At 58.3% G+C, this 18,427-nt stretch carries 14 protein-coding genes and 1 pseudogene; 4 read left to right on the top strand and 11 right to left on the bottom strand.

The genetic code is table 11. From position 1 onward, the window contains the following. Positions 1 to 36: 36 nt before the first annotated feature. The 10 genes from J5286_RS30680 to traA form a co-directional block, all read right to left on the bottom strand. The gene (locus J5286_RS30680) at positions 37 to 642 is read right to left on the bottom strand and encodes a hypothetical protein (protein WP_209215427.1); all 606 of its coding nucleotides are present in this window, start codon (positions 640 to 642) and stop codon (positions 37 to 39) included. Then, positions 639 to 3,917, bottom strand: coding sequence for an Eco57I restriction-modification methylase domain-containing protein (locus J5286_RS30675; protein ID WP_209215426.1), 3,279 nt, complete (start codon positions 3,915 to 3,917; stop codon positions 639 to 641). Before J5286_RS30675 ends, J5286_RS30680 begins: the two co-directional genes overlap by 4 nt. Before the next feature lie 14 nt (positions 3,918 to 3,931). After that, complete coding sequence (locus J5286_RS30670) at positions 3,932 to 7,318, bottom strand: DEAD/DEAH box helicase family protein (protein ID WP_209215425.1); 3,387 nt, start codon at positions 7,316 to 7,318, stop codon at positions 3,932 to 3,934. Continuing rightward, positions 7,318 to 7,512: a helix-turn-helix domain-containing protein gene (locus tag J5286_RS30665; protein ID WP_209215424.1), complete on the bottom strand. Its 195-nt coding sequence runs from the start codon at positions 7,510 to 7,512 to the stop codon at positions 7,318 to 7,320. The genes J5286_RS30670 and J5286_RS30665 overlap by 1 nt, the downstream gene beginning before the upstream one ends. A 174-nt stretch (positions 7,513 to 7,686) precedes the next feature. Then, positions 7,687 to 8,160: a hypothetical protein gene (locus J5286_RS30660; RefSeq protein ID WP_209215423.1), complete on the bottom strand. Its 474-nt coding sequence runs from the start codon at positions 8,158 to 8,160 to the stop codon at positions 7,687 to 7,689. Further along, on the bottom strand, positions 8,160 to 8,525 hold the full coding sequence (locus J5286_RS30655) for a thermonuclease family protein (protein WP_209215422.1): 366 nt from the start codon (positions 8,523 to 8,525) through the stop codon (positions 8,160 to 8,162). The genes J5286_RS30660 and J5286_RS30655 overlap by 1 nt, the downstream gene beginning before the upstream one ends. After that, complete coding sequence (locus tag J5286_RS30650; protein WP_209215421.1) at positions 8,522 to 9,157, bottom strand: TraH family protein; 636 nt, start codon at positions 9,155 to 9,157, stop codon at positions 8,522 to 8,524. The genes J5286_RS30655 and J5286_RS30650 overlap by 4 nt, the downstream gene beginning before the upstream one ends. A gap of 13 nt (positions 9,158 to 9,170) precedes the next feature. Then, positions 9,171 to 10,394: a conjugal transfer protein TraB gene (locus tag J5286_RS30645; RefSeq protein WP_209215477.1), complete on the bottom strand. Its 1,224-nt coding sequence runs from the start codon at positions 10,392 to 10,394 to the stop codon at positions 9,171 to 9,173. Beyond that, the gene (gene traF, locus J5286_RS30640; RefSeq protein ID WP_209215420.1) at positions 10,315 to 10,848 is read right to left on the bottom strand and encodes a conjugative transfer signal peptidase TraF; all 534 of its coding nucleotides are present in this window, start codon (positions 10,846 to 10,848) and stop codon (positions 10,315 to 10,317) included. The genes J5286_RS30645 and traF overlap by 80 nt, the downstream gene beginning before the upstream one ends. After that, positions 10,845 to 14,918 carry a Ti-type conjugative transfer relaxase TraA gene (gene traA, locus J5286_RS30635; protein ID WP_247749734.1) on the bottom strand — a complete coding sequence of 1,358 codons (4,074 nt, stop codon included), beginning with the start codon at positions 14,916 to 14,918 and terminating at the stop codon, positions 10,845 to 10,847. Before traA ends, traF begins: the two co-directional genes overlap by 4 nt. Positions 14,919 to 15,133: 215 nt before the next feature. Here traA and J5286_RS30630 point away from each other — a divergent pair, with 215 nt between their 5' ends. The 4 genes and pseudogenes from J5286_RS30630 to J5286_RS30615 all read left to right on the top strand — a co-directional run bounded on the left by J5286_RS30630 (position 15,134) and on the right by J5286_RS30615 (position 17,884). Continuing rightward, positions 15,134 to 15,358, top strand: a complete 225-nt coding sequence (locus tag J5286_RS30630) for a TraC family protein (RefSeq protein ID WP_209215418.1) — start codon at positions 15,134 to 15,136, stop codon at positions 15,356 to 15,358. A 28-nt stretch (positions 15,359 to 15,386) separates the two neighbouring features. Then, positions 15,387 to 15,584, top strand: a pseudogene (gene traD, locus J5286_RS30625) (conjugal transfer protein TraD); the annotation flags it as partial. Next, positions 15,583 to 17,544 carry a Ti-type conjugative transfer system protein TraG gene (gene traG, locus J5286_RS30620; protein WP_209215416.1) on the top strand — a complete coding sequence of 654 codons (1,962 nt, stop codon included), beginning with the start codon at positions 15,583 to 15,585 and terminating at the stop codon, positions 17,542 to 17,544. The pseudogene traD and the gene traG, both read left to right, overlap by 2 nt. Before the next feature lies 1 nt (position 17,545). After that, positions 17,546 to 17,884, top strand: coding sequence for a hypothetical protein (locus tag J5286_RS30615; protein ID WP_209215415.1), 339 nt, complete (start codon positions 17,546 to 17,548; stop codon positions 17,882 to 17,884). 168 nt (positions 17,885 to 18,052) lie between these two features. Here the strand turns inward: J5286_RS30615 and J5286_RS30610 are convergent, their stop codons facing one another. Further along, positions 18,053 to 18,217 carry a hypothetical protein gene (locus J5286_RS30610; RefSeq protein ID WP_209215414.1) on the bottom strand — a complete coding sequence of 55 codons (165 nt, stop codon included), beginning with the start codon at positions 18,215 to 18,217 and terminating at the stop codon, positions 18,053 to 18,055. Positions 18,218 to 18,427 lie beyond the last annotated feature (210 nt).

Raw genomic sequence — 18,427 nt, 5'->3', positions numbered from 1 at the left:
ATATCACAGTCCCCGCATTCGAGGATGCAGGCGTGTTCAGTCACCGTCCCGGCCATCGTAATTGAACTGCCACTCGCACCGGAGTTTGCACCTTGAGAGGCGCTCCACTAGACTAACATAGCCCAGGGCTGCCTCGATCTTTGGCGCATCAAGTTTTTCGAGATAGCGGATCGCGGCTTCTACTGAAAAAGGCTCGCCGGCCTTTCCCGGCTCATGGAAGTTACTGGCGAGCGCGGTCCAGATCACCGCGTCATAGCCGTTGGCCTTCGCCCAAGCCGTGATCACTGCGACAGATTGTGGGTGGCGTTCTATGGCTCTGCCGCTTTGCCGGTCCGACGAAATGTCGACGAAACCCACTCGCCCCTGATTTTGCAGATCTCGTGGAAGCGGCTCTGCCTCCGACCCCTCGCGTACCCAAAGATTCTCAAGCGCCGCATTTAAATCAGTGAAACTGCTTCGAGCCGCATAGGTGGCGCAGGAAGCACCGAACATTTCGTCGATCACCAGCGTGAGGCGCCCGTTTCCCGAGACGCGACAGAACTCAATGGGCAAAACCGGGCCAACCGGGCTGAAGTCGGCGGCAATCGCTAGTTCTCGCTGGTCCCAGACAAGCGAACCCCATGCGAGAATAGCGATTCTCATTCGTCGCTTCCCGTCGCCACTTCATCAGCGCCAGCGAGACGATACTTTACGTCGTAGTTCTTTATAAAATCCGCCTGTTCGCAAGTCAGATCATAAATCCGCGCCAACTGTTCATCAATTCTGTCTATTAGATCCTTAGAATTTGCTGCAGATATCTCGTCGTACTCGATTACATGCCCTTGCTTCGTACTGATCGTTTTTTTTGTCGCATCGCGTTCCAAGCTGTCGACTAGTTGGTCGCTATTTTTGACCCAGTCAATCGTTTCCCAATTTCCAGGTATTGGGAACGACCGAACCAAGGCATCGTTGACATGTTCGCAATCCGAGAAAGCAGAATACCACCAATAAAATAGGCTTGAATTCAATAAAGCTGCTGCAAAGGCAGCCGCATTTCTGCTCTGAAAGCTAACTTTCCTGCCGTGTGGGGGCTCCATCGATACACCGTTCTTAATGAATCGCGGAACTCGATGAGATGCCTTTAGCCAGTAACGGCACGCCTCTTGGTAATACATCACTCCTTTGCTAGACTTTGATGTTAAACTATCAATGTTCCCCTTAAACGAGGAAACTCGTCTATAAATCTCTATTTCTTCTGTGTGCCCCAGTTTTCCGATTCGATGACCGTGCAATGTAACGCTATGTGCAGCGATCATCATTTTCGCCATCACATTGGGGCGCTCTTCAGCATAGAAACGCGAGACGTCCGAAGTGACAATCTGGTTCGCACCGGCAAGTGACAAAAGGATAACGACAGGCATCTCCACCCCCTCGAACACAGACTGGGGTCGTCGAGGGAACGAAAGTGCAATAAGCGAGCCGCGACTGAACAACATCTTTTGCAAAGGTGGCATCTTTTCCGAAGACAGCGCCGTTAGCTGAACTATTAAACCAATTGGTGAGCGCGGCTTTGCCAAACGAATGCTCCGCTCAAAAACGAACGAGTAGAGATTCTTTGTTGCAAGCGTTTCGTAACCGTAGGAATTCAGAGCGTATGGAACGTTCTTGCCCGGATAGACGACATATGGCGGATTGCCGACGATAACGTCGAACCCTCCATTTTCCATGATTCCATGGAACTCAATAAACCAGTGAAATGGCTGGTGGGAGCGGATCCACTCTGAAAATTGGGCAGCATCGCCCACTCTTACACCGGATTCTCGCGCGAGATGTAGGTTTAGCTTGTCGTCGAGCGACTTAAGACGGAGTCGCAATGCCTGTTTGTCTTCAAGGGGAATTGACCCATCGCCATCGATCTGGCGCAATCGAAACGCCTTGAAGGTCTGCTGAAGGTCCGCCGTGCTCTTCGTTATCGTCTCGAGAGAATTATCAAGATCGAGCTTGCTAGTCAGCGCCTTCTTCACCTCGGCAAAGGTCGCGTAGCCAACCAGTGTATTCCCAGCGCGGATGTTGAAATCAATATCCGGCAACGGTTCGATGCCGAGGTTTTCGTGCTTCTGATCGGGGTCAACCTGGGCAGCAAGCTTGAGGAACAGGCGGAGCTTACAGATCTCGACCGCCTCTTCCATGATATCGACGCCGAAGAGGTTGTTCAGGATGATGCTTTTCAGCGTGAAATAGCGGGCGTTCGGGTGCGCGCCAACTTTTACCAGTGTGGCTTTGAAGTCTTCGAACTTCTTTGGCGCGTGGCCATCAGCCGAGCGCTCAAGATCAGCAACAAAGGCTTCCATCCGGTCGAGGCACGTCTCGTAGAGCGGTTCGAGAACATTGAGCGCGGCGAACAGGAACGCGCCAGAACCGCAGGTTGGATCGAGAATGGTGACGCCCTCAATCGCGTTCCAGAAGGCGCGCATCAGATCCGGGCCTTCGCAACGCTCGATCACGTCCTGGGCGAATTGCCGGATGTCGAGATTGAGCGTGACGAGATCGTTAATCTCGCGAACTCCGCCCGCCGCCAGCTTTGCGCGGACTTCTGCATAGCGGGTGCGCCGCGCCACGACCTCGCGCCAGATTTCCGTCGGCAAGCCGAAGTCGGCCGGCGCCTTCTGGTTCCATTGCGTGCGCGCCGAAGCGTCTTCGATGCCAGCCGCGATCTCAGGCGGAAGCGCTTGTTCTGCGCCGTGCTTGACGGCGGTGTAGATATAGCGGTCGGGATCGTCCCGCAGATGATCCCAGATCGTCGGCCCGCCCGGGTTCTCGAAGGCTACCTTGCACTTGGCCCTTGCGGCGTCGAAGAGGAACGGGATCACCGTGTTTTTCGAGATGTACTCGGTGATATCCTCCTTCGTATAGTAGGCGCCCATCTGCTTCTGATTGATGTATTTTTCGAAAATATAGCCGAGAACGTCCGGATTAATCTCGTTATCGTTGCGCAGCGGCCGCTCGTCGAGATGCCACTGATAGCGGTCGAAATAGGCGAAGATGCGCGTGAACGCTTCGTCCGGAATCTTGATGTCCGGGGAGCGTTCCTCGATCGGGTGCTTTTCGAAAAGGCCACCGTTCAGATAGGGGATGCGGCCGAGGAGCTTGTCAAGTTCCGGGCTCCGTTCCCTGCCGCCAAGCCCCTCATGGAATAGGCGCAGGAGGAAATAACGATAGAAGGAATAGAATCTGTCTCGGCCATTTTCACGTTGGCAGCGAGCCAGCCTGTCGCGCAAATAGTCCCGCTCACCGTTCAGAAAGCCTTTCCGCTGCATGAAATAAATGAACATCAAGCGGTTGAGCATCAGTGAGGCGTACCATTCCTTATCTGCGACCTCGGTGATGCCGCTGATGAATCCGAGGAAGGCCGTGTGTTCCTTTGTGAACTGATCGTAGAAACGCTTTGTTACGCGCTCGACATCGAAGGCAGCGCGAGCGCGCGCCGTGACATCGACCAGCGTAAGGGTGCTCTCCTCAGCGAGTGAGAACGCAATCGCTTCCAGCTTTTGCAGGAAGCCTCTATTGCCTGAGGGGGCATACCAAAAGTGCTCGGGAACCGAGGCGGGCTTGCCGGCCTCGCGCCGCGCCCAGCACCATATCTGCTCGGCACGCTTCCCGTCGATGAAGATAATCAAGTGCTCAAGTGTCGTCTTGGCGACTTGGATCTCGATTTTCTTTCGCGTGGCGCGGTCCGGGATCTGCTGGCCGACTGGCGCCTGACAAACCCAGGCAACCATCCCGCGCTTTTCGGCGACGGCTTTTAGAGCGAACGTAGCGTTCGAGGTTGCGATGGACAGGTTGGCGCTATGCCGATCCCATCCTAATTCCTCAATGAAGAGCTTTCCGAATTCGAATTGCTCCAGCAGTTTCTTGGCACCATCGGCGTTGAAGTCCATCCCCAGCCCCTTCGTCACGCCGTCAGACGCGCAAGCCCCAACGAGCAGATGATCTGCGGCTCGCCGGAGTGTCCCTCATCTTGGATCAGACAAAGCCGATCCTCCTCACGTAGCGCCAAAACTAATTCGGCCAACTTGTCATCATTGATGCCCACCTTCATCTGTCGGTTCAAGGTATCGGTCGCCGACTGGCGCAGCGGGAAACGGTAAATTTCTTCAATGGCTTTGCCTAGCTCGGGTAGATCAAACAGAGATCCTTTTACCTTGTCGGCGTGGCGCTTAAGGCGTTCGTAGGTGCGGAAGCGCGCACCGGAAGGGCGACCAAGTTGCCCACCAACCTGCTTCTCCTCCGCAGCAATGTGCTCGACACCGTTTGCAACCATTGAATGGTGTTGTTCCTGCCGAGGCAAGGCGGGTGTGTTCGGCTCGCACGCTGCGATTTTCAGGATTTCGAACTGCGACTGGGTGACACTGGCGCCATCCTGGTCGACCCAGGCAAGAGCGTCATTACCCTGTGCTGTACGCATATAGACCAGCGCTCCGTGCGGGCGCCCGTCTTGGGGCGTGTAAGCCTTCGTGGAATAGACAACGGACGGAAGCTCAGGAATCGATTTCTGCAAAGCCGGGTTCGCATCGATCGCATTCTTCCAAATTTGATAGGCGTACGAGGCGAGATCGACCTCGGTATCTGCTTCGCCGTCCAGAATACCAGCGTTCTCGTTATAAAGATCGACAAGCTCTTCGCGCTCGCCTTCATCCTCGAAGAACGCTTCGTCGGTCCCTACGACCTCGGCATTTTCCTTCAAACGTTGGCGGACACGCGAACGTAATTGGATCAAGCGTTCGACGCCATCAGCCGGAAGAAAAGAATAGCAGAGGATTTTCTCTGCCTTCTGTCCGATGCGATCAACACGGCCCGCACGCTGAATGAGACGGATAATCGCCCAAGGCAGGTCGTAGTTCACCAGAATCGCACCGTCCTGAAGATTCTGGCCTTCACTGAGTACATCGGTAGCGATCAGGACACGCAACTCTTCGTCGGGCTTAATTTTGTCGCGCTTGTTGTTGCTACCGGGGCTGAAACGCCACGCAAAGCTGGTCGGATCCGATGTTTCGCCCGACACCGCGGCGATTGATTTGAGGCCTTTTGCCTTCAACTGTCGCTCGAGATAGCGAACCGTGTCGGCAAATTGCGAGAAGATCATGATCTTCTCATTGGGATGCTTCTTGGTCAGCAGGTCGAATAGAGACGCGAGCTTGGTGTCCTTCGACGGATCCCATTGGCCGCAATCGTCAATAATCTTCAGGAGCCGTGCGCTGTCGGTTGCCAGATCCTTTTTCAGCTGAGCCACAAAAAGGTCAGGACGAAGCCACTTGAACCGCTTCCTGTATTGGCTGGCGTAGAGCCCATACGTTTCCGCCGCCTGCGCTCGAAAGGCCGCTTCGTCGCGCAAGTCGAGTGCTTCGGCGTCCTGAGTATTCTCATCTTCGCCTTCTGCGAACAGCTCGGCATCGGCACTCTGATCGTCGACATCCTCGTCGTAATTCGCGGTATCTAAGAGTCCGGCATCCTGCGTACCAAGTGGTAAAGGAAGTTCGTGTTCGATGGCATGCAGGAAGATGTAGTTTCGCAGGACGTGGCGCTCTAGCGATTGCTGGAATGCCTCACCACTGCTTTCCAAGCGCTTGAACAGGTTGGTGCGGCAAAAACCCATGAGGCGCTTGCCCGCACGGGAAAGGTCGTCAAGTTGCTTCGCTTCATTCGGCGTCGGTGGCTTGTGCGGCTTCGGCGCAACATAGTTGCCCAGGCCGTAGCGCGGCAGATGCATAAGATTGATCGCGTCCACGACCGGCGCGGCGTAAAGCTTCGCGTATTGATCGCCGGTGTCTTTGTCGTTGATCTTAAGCCGAAGAGTACGCGGCACGCGCTCGGGGAAATAGGAACGCGAACCGTCTTCGAACGTTAGGAACTTGCGACCATTGGCGGGATCGATCTGAGCATAGTTGTCCTGAATAAAAGTTCGCGTGCGACGAACCATGTAGAGGCGCATTAACTCCCGCCAATCATCAGCGTGATCGCTTTTCTCAAAAGCTGCGAGGGATCTGACGGGGCATTGGTGGCGCCGAATGAATTCCGTTTCCCCGATGTCTTGCAACAGTCGTTCCGGACGAACGCCGATGTCCTGTTCCTCGGGGACGAAAAGACGGAGCTGGTTGGAAAGATCGCCGTAGGTCTTGTTGTACGGTGTCGCTGACAGGAGGATGCAGCGGCTTTCGTTTTCCTGCAAATACTCCTGGATCGCTCGATATCTTCGTCCCTCATGGTTGCGAAGATTATGGCTTTCGTCGATCAGGACGACGCGATATCGCCGAAGCTCGGGCAGTTCTCGCGTAACCCGCGTGACCGAGAGCACTTTTGCAAGGAGACGGTATTCAGCAACATAATCCTCCCACATCTTGACCAGATTCTTCGGGCAAATGATGAGTGTTTCTGTGAAGTGGTCGTCCTGAAATATCTTGGCGAGCGCGGTAGCCATCAATGTCTTGCCCAAGCCAACAACGTCGCCGATGAGGACTCCACCGCGTTTGTTCAAATGATGAGCAGCGATTTTGACTGCGGCCTCTTGATAAGCGAAAAGCCGTTTTCCAAACTCCGGTGGTATTCGAAATTCATTGAGTCCTGCGCGCGCTTCCTGCGCCAGATGATAGGCCATCTTGACGTAGATCATGTAAGGATCGAGCGGCTCCTCTCGCGCCCAGCTCTCCTCGATGACCTCGATCAGTTCCTCCGTGATATCGATGCACCAGCGGTCCGACCAACGGTCATCGAACCATTTGGCGAGTTTCTCCGTGGCGTCGTGATCGAGAACGTCGACGTTCAGTTCACCCTGCTTCGAAAGGCCGGAGAGGGTAAGATTGCTGCTACCTAGAAAGCCGGTTATCGGGTTGTTCGGATCTGGCCTAAAAAGGAGATAGAGCTTCGCGTGCAGGGGATGTTTCAGGAACAATCGAACCGTGACCTGCTTCGATTTCAATTGACTAGCAAGCCGCCGCAACCCGGCCTCATCGGCGTTATTTGGCATGCCCAAGGTTAGCTGAACACGGAAGTCTTCCGCCAATCTTCTCTTCAGTCGAAGTGCCGACTGGTTGTCGAGCGTATGATCTTCCTTACCGGTTCCGAGCCCAATCCGCAGTTCCTCTTGTGGAAGACGTTGCATTCCCACAAGTAGGCGACATTGGCTTCCTTCTCCGCCTGGCCATGCAGAAACTAAATCATCTACCGATTTCCAACCTCGCAGATTGAAGTAGCCAACACAGAAATCTCCCCGCTCGGATATCGAAAGCGTCTGTCGAAGTGCGGGAAGAAGACCCGATTCGATGTTGTCAAAAATACGCGGCATCAAGCATCTCCAGCGCTCTCATCGCGCGCATTCTGGCCCTTAGTGAGCCTCTCGATCTCATCCTTTCGGAAACGCCAGGCGCCTCCGACCTTGAACCCGGGGAGTTTCCCTTCTGCCGCAAGGCGGTAGGCCGTCTTCTCATTGATCTTGAGGTACTCGGCGACCTCTCGGATCGTCAGGATGTCGTTACTCATTGGCGTGATAGCCCCCCCCGAGGAGCAGAACTGGGAAAATGGAGGAAAATTAAGGAAACCGCAAGCAGGAGTGAGCGCGACTTCGAACGGCAACCGTAGGCACCGCCGAGAAGCAAGGACAAGCATTCATGAGCCTCCCCTTGCTGGAAACCAGAGTCTTCCGTTTCCCGTCGATCAGGCTACCAATTCAACATCGATCTTGGCGACCACAGACTGCCCACGTTTCCCTTCGATGAAATACTCCGTTAGGCGCCAAAAGATATCCGTGTCCGCTTTCTCATGGCACTCCCAGTTCGTCGCATCCACGACGCGCTGCGCGAAGGCATGGGAGCCGGTTTCTGGCCGGGCCTTGTCCCTGAAGGCGGTCTTCAATTTCGACGCGAGTTTCAGATTGTCGAAATTGGCATCGATGGCGCCGGTTTCGGTAAGCTGCTCGATCCGTCCTTCTGCGACGGCAACGAGAAGCGGCACGTCGCCCTTGTAGGCGATCAGCACCTTGGCAGACTTGAATCTCTGTCCGGCCCATTGGGGTAGCGCGGCCACGCCACCCATCACCTCATGAAACAGCTTCCGGCTGACGACATGAATGGTCGCCTCGTCCGGACTGACCAGGATAAAACGGTCCTTGATCGTGTCGTAATCGGCCATCAGCACCACGGCTCCCGTCTTCCGCTCCATGTGCGGGCCAGACCTTCCGCCACAAGCATGTCGCCGGCGTCCCGGCCGCTGACGCGGACAGCCGCCAAGGTGCGGCCGTAGCGATCGGTATCCTGTCGCTGGATCTCCACCTTTCCACCCTCAAGGATGGAAGCGAGCCGTTGTTTGGACTGCTGCGCCAGGTCGGATTCGAAGCGGCATTTCCCCTCGATCTCCGGTGCGTCGATATTGAAGATCCGGACAGATTCGCCGCCACGGCTCCCAACGCGGAACGTGTCCCCGTCCCAGATGCGGATTTCTGTCGGCTCGCACTGCACGGCGCAGAGCATGATGGTGACGATGATATGGCTGGTCATTGGCCTGCTGTCTTCGGCTCCGTGTTGTGGGATTTGATGCCGGACAGATCGATCCGGATGCTCGCCTTGTTCGGGTCTTCGTCCGTGAACGGCGGTTCTGAAGGCCCCTCGCCCGTCTCAGTCTCTGCCGACTGCTCGCCTTCGGCCTCCTGAGCCTCGGCGGCCTTTGGCTCGGCAACCTTCACGTCTTCGGGATCGTCGGCATAAAACACGCGCTCCCCCTCGAAGATGCCGGTGCCATAAGCCCATACCGCGTCATCGAACGCCTCGGGCCGGGGATTGCCGTACCACTTCGTGACGATGCGGTAGACCTTGCCGAACAGAGCCGTGCCCATGCGGAGATTTTCGCAAGGGTCGAACAGGTCGATACTCAACTCGCTCTTGTCGGCAACACCGAGGCCGGCCGGATACTGCGTCAGCCCGACGCGAACCACGGCCTGGCCCACATGCTGTTGCGTCAGCGCCAAGGCGTCTTCGGCCGTGGCCGGCTTGGGAACGGCAAACGTCCGCTGGCCGCTCTTCACCGTGACCGTCAGGTGATCGGCAGCACCCACTTCCTCGACAAACTTCTGAACGATCTCGACGCTCAAGCGCGGATCGGCACATTGTTGAATCAAAGCCGCGTCGATCATGCCCGCTCCTTTCTCAAGTATTGAAGGCCATCACCAGCGGAAGACCGAACAGCGAGGCCCACGCCTCTGCGCTCGCCTTCTGGATTGCGACAATATTGGTGTTTCCGATCCACCAGCCGTTGCCTGTGGCAACGATCACATCGGGGTCGTGCAACATGGATTGCAGGACCGGCCAGATGATCAATTGTTCGTAGCAGATGAGCGGCGCCACGCGAAAGCCCGCGAACTCAACAACCGGATTGGCGAAGAAATGCGCGTGCGCACCTCCGGTCGTCCAAGGCTGCCACATCGATGCCGGAACCGGCATTCTCTCTTTATAGAGGATCCGCGAACCCTCGGGTGCGATCTCCATCATCACATTGTCATAGCCGACCGGATCGATGACGGCGGCCCCGCCATTGACCTTGACCTCGATGCTCGCCAGCTCCCGGCTCCAAAGCCGCTTGGTGGTCCGGCTCCATAGGCCAAGGGCGCTTTCGGGCAGGACCACCGCCTTTGCTCCCTGCCCTACAGCCTCTTTCACCAGGGCGATTGTCTCAAGATGCTGCGCGTAATCGGCATATTGCCCGGCCGCCGTGAACTTGAACCCGGTGTTGATCCCTGCCCACCCTTCCGGTACTGCGGGAGGCGTCCACGTTGAAGCGGACCAAGCGTAAAATCCTCCCAGGACGAACGCAGCGATCGGCCACGCTCTCGTCGTCATGACGAGCAGGCCGATCGCAGTTGCTGCCAATCCAAACCATCCCCAGCCCGGAAACAGGATTCCGGCCGCCGTGATCGGGCTTGCCCATCCGGTGATGCCGAATGGCGGAACGCTCATGAGGATGGCCGCGATCGCGTAGCGCAGCGGCCGATGCCAACCGCCCCTAGCTGTCCAGAGCGCGGCATGGACCGCAACAAAGAGGATCGATGCGGCAATCCAGAACGCAAGCCCGATGGCGAGCTGCTCGCCAAAGAAAATGGATGTCCCGACCGGTAGGCCGCGCGCGGCGCCCAGGAAGTGGGCGGCCGCCACAAGCGCCGCGACGGTTCGTGAGGGCGCGAACGCCCAAAGTGCCGGAAATGCAACACCAATCGGAAATGCCAGGGCATGGCCGCTCCACCCGACTGCGCCGGTGATGATGCCGCCCGCGACGAAGGCTGCGCCAACGGCGATGCTACGGGGTGAAGGTGAGAATTTCTCGCGCGAGGCCGAGCGCGCCGGACGTGGGGATTGGGCCGAAATATCTTGAGTCATAAGAACCAACAAAATCCGAATGTAGGAACACTGTGCCCTCGCTCACCCTGCCTCCGGCAAAGATCGGCATGGCGCGACCTTCAGCGTCAGCCTTGAGTACACGCGAGTACGGCAAAGGCTTGCCGTCAATGAGAACCTGGCCGTCGATCTCGACCGCCTGGCCGGCGACGGCCGCGACCGTCTTGATGAGCGGCCCGCTCCCCGAAGGGCAGAGACCGCGGGGCAGATAATGCCGCTCCAGCGCAAGTGCTGCGGCCGCGCCCTGGGGCGGGCAAATGAATATGCGGTCCCCTGCCCTGATCTCCCGGTTCAATGGCTCGATCTGCCAAAGCCCGAGGGGATAGGATGGGGTGAAGTTGATCCGGTAGCCGCCGAACGCAAACGCGCTGGCGATGCCACCGATCAGAAGCGCGCCGGCGCCGATGATCGCAAGGGCATTGCGCCGTCTGCTCATCGGGTCATGCCAGGGTTGCGAGACTGCGTTTGCGTGCGGGCCTGTTGCTGCTGCAGATCCTTTTCATGGGCGGCAAGCTTCTGCGCCGCGTTGAATATCGGCCATGCACTGGCGAGTTTCGCGTGATCGCCGGGCGCGACCTTGGCAGCGGCAGCATCGAACGATTTGCCCTTGGGCTCTGCACCGCCCCTGAACGCCCGATTGCCGAACTTTTTGTCGAGGCTCTTGTTGAGGTCATCGATCTCGGCCTTGACCATCTTGTCAGCAAGGGCAAAGCCCATGGCCGAATGAATGTCGTTGCGGTCGATCGCGTCGCGGACACGCTCGAGAACACGCTCGGCCGAACTGGAAATCGCCGGTATGTCGATGCGCTGGCGGTCACGTTCGCGGCTCAATTCCACCGTCCGGAGATCCGCGATCTCAGCGCGCAGGCGAATATAATCCTGCATGGATTTGCGAAGCGGCGCGACATTGCCGACGGCGCGCTGCCGTTCGGCCTTGGCCGCACCTGACGCCAGCAAGCCGGTCTTACCTCGCAGTGCCCCATAAGCCTCGGGATTGTTGGCGAGCTGGTCGTGAATACGGCTCTGTTCGGCCTTGGCGGCTGCGTCATTGCCATTGAGGGCCGGCGCGAGATTCATCGCCTTCATCGCCTCTTCGGGCTTCTCATAGATGAGCTTCATGCGGTCGTTGATGTCAGTCCAATGGACTGTGAGGGTCGCGTCACCTTGCACTTTAGCCTCCACTGCTTGGCCGATGGATTGTGCCCAGGTCGCGACACCGCGCAACCAAGGCTGAGTTTGAGCGGCCGGTACGGAACGGGCGGACTGGTTGCGGCCGAACCGCTCGATGAAGCTGGCGAGTTTCGCGCCCGCGACAGCCAGACGCGCGCGCTGATCCTTGATCCAACGCGCATGATTTTTCGCCAGCGCCGTTGCCACGCGGATGCCGTAGAGCCCGCGATTGTTCGCATAGGCCAAGGCCTGGTCGTAGAGCTTGGACCCGGCGTAATCGAGCGTCGTCCCTTTCGCTCCTGATCGTGATAGGCGCGTGACAAGAGCATGAAACACCTGCGACGGTTGCTCCTTCGAGGCACTTGCCTGCCGCGCTGTCCGCTGCTCGGCCGTCTCAATCCTGACAGCGGTCCAGACGTTGCGCTCCACCGTCCGTTCTTCGAATCGGGTTTCCCCGGTGGCCTTGTCGACAACCGGCACCAGGGCGTTGAATTCCTCGGTTCCGTCCTTGCGCAAGGAAACGGTATCGCCAATGCCGGCTCCCGCCTCCTCAAGCGCCTTCGGTATTTTGACGCCCCACAACCGATGCACCGTTCCATCGGCCGCCTTGAGGTCGGCATAGGGTGTCGGCTCAACGTCCCCACGATCGCGGAATTTCGCCTCTCCTGCCTCGACCAGCTCGCCGGTCACACCGGCGGCATGGTCGATGCGCCCCGGCTTGGCGAACATGGCAGCCGCCCCGATGCGCTGCGCGACCGGATCGGTTTCCTGCACGATTGCCGCCGTCCAGACATTCCGCTCGACAGCACGTTCCTCGAAGTGCTTCCTGCCCGACGCTTCATCGATCACGGGAACCTTGACGATGACCTGCTCGGTGCCATCCTTGCGAAGCGTGACCACATCGCCAATGGATGCTCCGGACTGCTCGATGGCTTTGGGAAGGCTGACACCCCACAGGCGATGCGTGGATCCGTTCCGGTCCTGAAGATCCACGTAGGGCGACGGCGCAACGTCCTCTCCCTCGCGGAATTTCGCCATTCCGGCATCGACCATCTTGCCGGTAATGCCGGCCATATGATCGACTCGCGAATACCGCTTGAACTCGTCGGCCGACGCATACAGCTCGACACTCTCGCGATGTCGGGTAAGCGCCACATAGGAAAGGTGGCGGTCGAACATCGACGAGGCCAGAACCTTAACGCGATCGACGGTCGCGCCCTGGCTCTTGTGTACGGTCGTCGCGTAGCCGTGGTCGACATTCGCATAGAACCGCTGATCTATCTCGACCTTGCGTGAACTGCCGGGGCCACGCCCCCCCTCACCAACTTCAACGACGATACGGCCCTTCCCGGCGTCCACCACGCGCCCGATCATGCCGTTCATGACGCCAAGGGAGCCTTCGTTCTTCAGGAAGACGACCTGATCGCCAGCCGCGAAATTGCGCGTGCCTTCGGCGGTCCGGAATTCGTGACCCTCCGAAAGCCGACCGCGTTCGATCAGCGCGGAACGCGCAAGCTCGTTAAGCGCCCGCACGTCGCGCCGCATGTAAGCAAGGATCAGGTTCGAACGGTTCGGGTCGTAGTCCTCGACCCAATCCTTCACGAGCGCGGCAATCGCCTCGTCCTTCGTGGCGGTCTCGATGACATGGCCGCGGTCGTTGTAGGCGGTCAATGCCGTCTCCACGTCACCGCGCGCAAGGCTCATGGAAGCTTCCCGCATCCAGTTCTCGGACTGGCGGTAGATCGTTTCCAGCTCGGCATATCCGGTGATGCTGGAAAGCGAGGCAAAAGAGCCACCTGCCTCAATCGGCTGCAACTGACCGGCATCACCGACCAGTACGAGTTTTGCTCCGGAACGGGAAACCTCGGAAACGAAATCTGCCATCTGACGAGAGGCAACCATGCCAGCCTCGTCCATAACGAAGATGGTCCTGTCGTCCAGGTGAAGCCGGTCGCGCTGCCACTGCAATTGCCAAGAGGCCAGTGTCCGGCTCTCGATACCGGCCTCCTTCTCAAGACCTTCGGCAGCCTTACCGGCGAGCGCACCGCCCACGACCTTGAAGCCCTCTGCCTCCCATATCTCGCGCGCCGCTTTCATCATCGTGGTTTTACCGGCGCCGGCGTGGCCGACCACCATGGCAAGACGCTCATTGCCCGTAATGCGCTCGATCGCGATCCGCTGCTCGTCGGAAATGCGGCTCTGCGCTGCCAGGACCTCGTTACGGACTGAGGCGGCAACACCGAACCGGCCCTGGCTAGAAAGCACCTCGGCCTGAGATGCCATTTCCGCTTCCACGCGCATCATCTCGCGCGTCGAATACCGGTTCGGCAGAACTTCCCCGGTCGCGAAGTCAACGCCCTCCGCCTCGATCATTGCAAGCTCCGGGCTCGCCATGATCTGCGCCATGAGGTTCTGAAACTCGCCCGCGTCGTCAACATAGCGATGAAGATGTTTGGCAATGTCGCGTTCATCGAAGACGCTCCGCTCGCGCGAAACGGCATCGATGACGATCTCCGGCTTGGCCGCGATCCGCTCGGCATTCTCACGCCGTGTTGCCGCATGCAGCATCAGACGCTCAAGTTTCGCCTCGCGCCCCTCTGCTTCGGCCTCCCGCTGGATTGCCTTGCTGGCGACGCCGATATGCGAGGTTGGCGCAAGCTCTATGCCGCGCTCGGCATAGGAGCGACCATCGACACGAACATCATGCCCATTCAATTCCAGATGCTTGTTCTGCGCCGCGTACCACGCCTCCCGAAGCGCGAGGAAATCCGCCTTATCCCCTGCCCACAACTTGTAAACGATCTGACCGTTCTTCGAACGCAGGGGCTTGCCGTCCTCGTCCAGCACGGCAATCTTCTTGCCGCCAAATCCGTCCTCGGTCAGCGGTCGAAGATTCGTCATCAGATGCACATGCGGATTGCCCGGTGCATCATGATAGACCCAATCGGCAATCAGCCCACGCTTCGATATCTGCCCGGCAACAAAGTCGCGCATCAACGCGACATTCTGTTCCGTCGTCAGCTCGATCGGCAACGCCATAATGAACTCTTTGGCGAGCTGCGCATCCTTGCGGACCTCAAAAGCCTCGATCTTATTCCAAAAGGCTTCAGCAGATTGCGCCGCCGTCCGATCGGCAGTCATCGCCTTGGCCCAATTGGGCGCGTCCTCCGGCAACACGAACTCGTCATGCACCATGCCGGGCTTGTTGGAAAAGTCCGCTGTGCTCTCCTCGCGTTCATTCTCCATGCGGGCACAATGGCGATACGCAGCAGCCGCGACAGCCGAGCGGCCTTCGCTCCGGCTGATCAGTTGTGGCGTAAAGTGCGTGATCGCCAAAGAGCGAACCTCCGGTGAGCAAAGCGCCCCATCAAAGGGCGCGTTTTGGGGCGACGTTGCGCAGCAACGTATAACTGCGCTGTTAAACACAGACCAAAACATGTACCGGCAAGCCGGTGCTTTGTAAAGTTACCGCCTATCGGCGGGAAGGGGTTGCCTCTCGCAAACCCATGAGGCAAAACAGAACGGCAACAACAACTTGGAGACATTCACGAATGGCAAGGAAGGCAAAAACCCCGGCACAGATCAAAGCCGAAATGGAGCGCCTGAAACAGGAGCTCAAAGAGGCAGAAGCAAAAGAGGCCGATCGTCTCGGAGCACTAGCCATCAAGGCGGGGCTTCATGAGATCGAAGCGAGTGACGCCGATCTTGTGAAGGCCATGAAGGAAGTGGCTGCCCGATTTCAAGCCGCGCGCACACAGCCCGGCAAGGCGGCTTAGCGCCCGGATCGCCAGGACGGAGCGACAGTTGCAATCAGCGACCAGCGACGAGCGGAAGAAAGACACGCGCGAGAAAATCCAGCTTGGCGGCCTGGTCGTTAAAGCCGGTCTTCGCCATATCGATAAAGCCGTCATCCTCGGCGCGCTTCTTGAAGCCGCCGAACGGCTGAACGACGAAACGGAGCGGGCGAGATTTGCCGCTCTTGGAAAGGAGGCATTCGAGAATGGAAGCAAAGAAGCTGGCGCTGATGAGCGCCCCGATCGCGGTAATGCTGGCAATCCTGTTCGGGATGACCGGGATTGAGACCTGGGTGGCAGGATTCGGCAAGACGCCGGAATCCTATCAGACGCTCGGACGCATCGGATTGGCCCTCCCCTATGTGACGGCGGCTGCCCTCGGCATCATCTTCCTGCTCGCGACACGAGGATCATTGGCAATTCAATCGGCAGGCATGGGCGTCCTTTTAGGCGGCCTGGCCGTAGCCGTGATCGGTGCCCTGCGAGAGACTACCCGCGTCATGTCATTTGCCGGCCAGGTGCCCGATGGGCAGATCGGCAACTACCTTGACCTTTACACCTTGGGCGGCTCCGCTGTCGCGCTCGGCTCCGCACTGTTCGGCCTCAAGGTCGCGATGCGCGGCAATATGGCGTTCGGCTCAACCGGCCCGAAGCGGCTTAGCGGAGCCCGCGCCGTTCATGGCGCCAATGACTGGATGAGTGATGCACAGGCCGCAAAACTTTTTCCGGCGTCGGGCGGCATTGTCGTTGGCGAGAACTATCGCCCCGACAAGGATACTGTCGGACAAGTCGGCTTTGATCCCCGCCGAAAGGACACCTGGGGCAAGGGCGGCAAAGCCCCCCTGCTCTGCTTTGATGCCGGGTTCGGTTCCACCCATGGGCTCGTCTTCGCCGGATCGGGCGGCTTCAAGACGACATCGGTCGTGATCCCGACCGCGCTCAAATTCAAAGGGACGCTGATCGTCCTCGATCCCTCAACCGAGATAGCGCCAATGGTCACGGCGCACCGTCGCAGCAATTACCAGCGCGTGTTCACTCTCGACCCCCGGAAACCCGAAGTCGGGTTCAACGTCCTCGACTGGATCGGGCAGCACGGAAACTCGCCGGAGGAAGATATCGCCTCCGTCGCGGCATGGTTGATGAGCGAAAAGCCGCGTGTCAGTTCCGGCTCCGATGACTTTTTCCGCACCACGGCCGAACAGCTCATAACCGCGATCATCGCGGACGTGATGCTGAGTGAAGAGCCCTTGGAAGATGACGACGAGGACGATGATGACGACGAGCTGCGCACCGGCGAAAAGTCGCTGCGCATGGTTCGCAAGCGGCTCGCCCAACCGGAAAAGACCCTGCAGAAGAAACTTGAGAAGATTCACAGAAACACGTCATCCCGCTTCGTGCGGGAGAACGTTGCCCCCTTCATCAACATGACCGAACAGACATTCTCCGGGGTCTATGCGACCGCCACCAAGGAGACGCATTGGTTGTCCTACGACAACTATGCGGCTCTCGTATCCGGCGCCACCTTCAAGACCGAGGACATTGCCGACGGCGCGCACACCATCTTCATCAACATCGACCTCTCGACCCTCGAAAATCATCCGGGCATGGCCCGGGTGATTATCGGTGCCTTCCTCAAGGCCGTCTACAATCGCAATGGCGACATCAACGAACGCGCCCTCTTCCTCCTCGATGAGGCCGCGCGCCTTGGCTACATGCGGATTATCGAAACGGCCCGCGATGCGGGCCGGAAATACGGCATCACCCTGTTGATGCTGTTCCAGTCGCTCGGCCAAATGCGCGAGGCATTTGGCGGGCGCGATGCGACCAGCAAATGGTTCGAATCCGCCTCCTGGGTCTCCTTCTCGGCCGTCAATGACACGGACACCGCCGATTACATTTCCAAGCGCTGCGGCCAGACGACAATCGAGGTCGATCAAGTCAGCCGCAACACCAATGGCGGGCGAACTGGTCGATCGCGCTCCAAGCAACTGACACAACGCGCGTTGATCCTGCCCTATGAGGTCACGCAAATGCGCACCGACGAGCAGATCATTTTCACTAGCGGCAACCCGCCGATCCGTTGCGGCCGGTCGATCTATTTCCGTCGTCCGGAAATGGCGGCGCTTGTGGGAGACAGTCAATTCAAACCGGCAAAATCAGGGACCTAACATGTGGCAGTGGTGGCAACGCAAGCTTGGGCGTCAACAGGCCGAACGTGAAATCGGATTCATCGTTTCCGGATACAAAACTGCAGAATCGTTGTTCGCGGAACCAGATCCCAGAGTTGCCGAAGCAGGCGGCCGGACTGACTTAACTCGCGCATATGCCGGCAGATGGTACGATGAAGGCTACCGCGATGCTGCAGCTGGTAAAAGCCGATCCGCGCTGTTCTCGCAACCGGACTATGACGCTGGCTGGTTCGAATCCATGGAGCGTTTACAGGCCAATGGTTTTCGACACGAAATTTTGGAAGATGAGTATCAGAGGCTGGCCGAAATTTTCAAATAGCAGCCGCCCCATTGCGGTTTACCACAGGTTACGGCCTTCTCTTCGGCGCAATTTGGATAAGCGCGTTCAGGCCTCCACCTGCTCCGCCCGGTTCTAAGTAGGAACCGGGCTCCGGCCCTCCGGGCTGGAAAACCGCAACGGGCCGGAAGCCCGTTTGTTTGAGCCGCCCTAGTGGGGCGGCTCGGCGCTGAACAGCGCGTCGAATACGGCCTCTTCCGCCGCGTGCTGCACCATAGCCTGCTCCAGCTCGGCCGCGATCTGCTGACGCTCGCCGGCGTCCATCGATGCCGCCAATTCTGCGCGAAGTTCCTGAATGTGATCGTAGGTCGTCATCGCCTTGCTCCTTTGATTGAAAACAAGGGTTCGGCGCCAAGCTGAATGGCTTGGGTCAATGACCGCCCCTGGGCGGCCCGAAGGGCAGATGGGGGAGCCGATTTGCGAAGCAAATTGATGATGTGGACGGCCCTCCGAACCCGTCGCGCGAGATGCTAAGATCATTCTGCGCAACTCAGAGAAGGAACCGTGTCATGACTTTCGAGAAGA

The organism is Rhizobium sp. 16-488-2b (genome assembly GCF_017741815.1).
Taxonomy (GTDB): Bacteria; Pseudomonadota; Alphaproteobacteria; order Rhizobiales; family Rhizobiaceae; genus Rhizobium.
Note: the sequence above shows the minus strand (reverse complement) of the source record. Positions and strands in the feature narration are given on the sequence as shown.